We start from the raw sequence: 2,462 nt of genomic DNA, 5'->3' as shown, positions 1-2,462 counted from the left end.
GCATACCGGCTGGGGCTGTTCGGTCCTTGACAGAATCGAAATGCTGGACGCAAATAGCCAAAGACAGAGGAAGAGCGTTGTGTTTGCGACCTCTTCACGGCAAGAGGCCACCAAAGGCCCGGCTGATTGAGGCATGATCCGCCACGGCGGAGAGGACAGACAGGAGAGAGCCATGCAGCTTCCCCGGCCCGTCGGGCGCGAGGCGGCTTCCCGCAAATACGATATCCTTTCGGCGCTGATGGCATTCGCGCTGTCGCAGGACAAGCATGTTCAGCGACAGGTGCTGCGGATGATGGCGCTGATCACGACGCGCTACAACTGGCAGCGCGACGAACTGACGATGGGGCAGGGGGAGATCGCGAAGCTCTGGTCGGTCGATGAACGTACCGTGAAACGAGAGATGGCAAAGCTGCGGGCCAAGGGCTGGCTGGTCCTGAAGCGGCAGGGCGCGCGAGGCCGGGTCAGTGTCTATGGCATGGATATGAACCGGATGATGGAGGATACCCGCCCGGTCTGGCCGCTGATCGGTGAGGATTTCATCACACGCATTGATGGCAAGGCAGGCGGGGCAGGGCAGGGTGCGTCCAATGTCCTGCCGCTGCGTGCCGTGCCGCAGCCCGCTGAGGATGGATCTGTCTGGGCTGCCGCACAGGCGCGGCTGCACGAGGCCGATGCGGCAACCTATGGTGCCTGGTTCCATCAGCTGGTGGAGGCCGATCTGGAAGCGGGTCGTCTGACCCTGACCGCGCCGACGCGGTTTCATGCGCGTTACGTTGAGCAACATCTGGGCGAACGGCTTCTTGTGGCGCTTCGCGGCGTGGACCCAAGTATCATAGAGGTTTGTTGTACGGCATGAGGTTTTGCTGAATGGGGTCATTCAGAGCGGCCCGAAGGTCGCGGCAAGCTGCATGGTCAGGATACCCAGGGCGATGAAGGGCCCGAGGGGAAGCGGCCGTGACCAGCTTGCGGGGTCCCGCACCCAGCGACACAGCCCGAGGCCAAGTGCGGTTCCGGTCGCGATGACGAGGGCGGATGCGATATCCGGCCCGATCCAGAGCGCACCGGCGGCCACCAGTTTCACATCGCCAAGCCCGAGACCGTCCCTGCCGCGCAGCCGGAAGTAGAGTTCCGATATCAGGAAAAGACCGCCACCAGCGATCAGGGCGGCGGCCGCATGCAGCGGCAGGTTGGCGGGTGTGGCCGCCCAGGTGGCGGCAAGACCGCAGAGGCCAAGCAACAGATTCGCGCTGTCCGGGATGCGCAGTTCCATCAGGTCCCGCCAGGCGATATAGCCGAGAAGCAGGAACAGGACGATCAGGTCAAGCCGGGCCGGGGGAAGCTGCGGGGCGGCCGCGCAAAGCGTGGGAGCGACGAGATAAGTCGCAGAGATCAAGTACTTCCTTGTTATCGCGTTCATATTCCATCCGCGCCCAAATTCAGGATCTCAACGAAATCGCGAGGCGAGAGTAGCCCGGGCGGGAGGCCCGGAGGCGACCGTTGATCCCAACGAGGTTTAGGATGAAACGGAGAAGCAATCCACGACATGTTCGCATGGCGGCTGGTACCGGTGTGGGCGTCACGGTCAATGGACCGGTCCGATCCGGCTTCACCCTTCTACTGCAACCTCTGATGGGATAGACATGAGAACTGAAGATCCGGCCCACGGGCCGGGCCTTTGGGGTTTATGGGGTGTCGATGCCGGTATTTAGCTATTCCGCCCGACGACTGACAGGCCAGATCGTGAACGGCGAGGCAACGGCGCCGTCGCTTCATGAACTTGGCCGGATTCTTGCGGGGGAGGGGCTGGTTCTGGTTCAGGCCCGCGTGCCGGGCGGGTGGCTGCCGACACTCGGGTCATTTCGCGGTGCGCGCAGGGTGGGGTCCTTTCCGGCTGAGTGCAGGATCGTACGTTAGGCAGCCAGGACGCGTCTTCCGTTCTCCCTGATCTCTCCGTTAGGACCAACATATCGGTAAATGGTGACAGGCTTGACACCGAGCTCCTTGGCGAGCTGTGCGACTGAAGTATCGCGGTTCGACATGGCCGCCTGCGCAAGGCGCACCTGGGCTTTGGTCAGCGCGAATTTACGCCCGCCTTTTCGTCCTCGCGCCCGGGCGGCCTTGAGGCCTGCGACGGTGCGCTCGCGGATCAGTTCCCGTTCAAATTCTGCCAGGGCCGCGAAGATGCCGAATATCAACCGCCCTGCAGCGGTAGTGGTGTCGATCTGCGCCCCTTGCCCGGTGAGGACGCGGAGGCCGACCTCCCGATCGGTCAGTTCCTGTACGATTGTCACGAGGTGTTTGAGGTCGCGGCCGAGGCGATCGAGCTTCCAGACGACTAGGGTCAGGATGCATTGATTTCCCAAGCGCTGCATGATTCACGGCTCCGAAAACGGAGCGGTGACATGAGCGATCTTTTCTGGCTGAGCGACGCGCAGATGGTGCGTCTGAAACCCTTTTTTCCG

General features: G+C 62.6%; 4 protein-coding genes. 2 read left to right on the top strand and 2 right to left on the bottom strand.

Features of this window, described 5'->3' with window-relative positions; translation table 11 throughout:
- Positions 1–172 precede the first annotated feature (172 nt).
- Complete coding sequence (locus WBB85_RS09690) at positions 173–856, top strand: DnaA N-terminal domain-containing protein (RefSeq protein ID WP_432638417.1); 684 nt, start codon at positions 173–175, stop codon at positions 854–856.
- Positions 857–877: 21 nt separating this feature from the next.
- On the opposite strand, the gene WBB85_RS09685 is transcribed toward WBB85_RS09690, so the two are convergent.
- Complete coding sequence (locus WBB85_RS09685) at positions 878–1,417, bottom strand: prepilin peptidase (RefSeq protein ID WP_432638416.1); 540 nt, start codon at positions 1,415–1,417, stop codon at positions 878–880.
- A 278-nt stretch (positions 1,418–1,695) separates the two neighbouring features.
- Between WBB85_RS09685 and WBB85_RS09680 the strand changes: the two genes are divergently transcribed.
- Positions 1,696–1,914 (top strand): hypothetical protein, encoded by a 219-nt coding sequence (locus WBB85_RS09680; RefSeq protein WP_432638415.1) that lies wholly within the window; start codon positions 1,696–1,698, stop codon positions 1,912–1,914.
- Here WBB85_RS09680 and WBB85_RS09675 read toward each other — a convergent pair.
- Positions 1,911–2,372, bottom strand: coding sequence for a recombinase family protein (locus tag WBB85_RS09675; RefSeq protein WP_432638414.1), 462 nt, complete (start codon positions 2,370–2,372; stop codon positions 1,911–1,913). The genes WBB85_RS09680 and WBB85_RS09675 overlap by 4 nt on opposite strands.
- Positions 2,373–2,462: the final 90 nt, after the last annotated feature.

The sequence above is a fragment of the Albidovulum sp. genome, assembly GCF_049646345.1.
GTDB lineage: Bacteria > Pseudomonadota > Alphaproteobacteria > Rhodobacterales > Rhodobacteraceae > Albidovulum.
The sequence above is the reverse complement of the archived record's forward strand: the minus strand, read 5'-3'. Positions and strand labels throughout refer to the sequence as shown.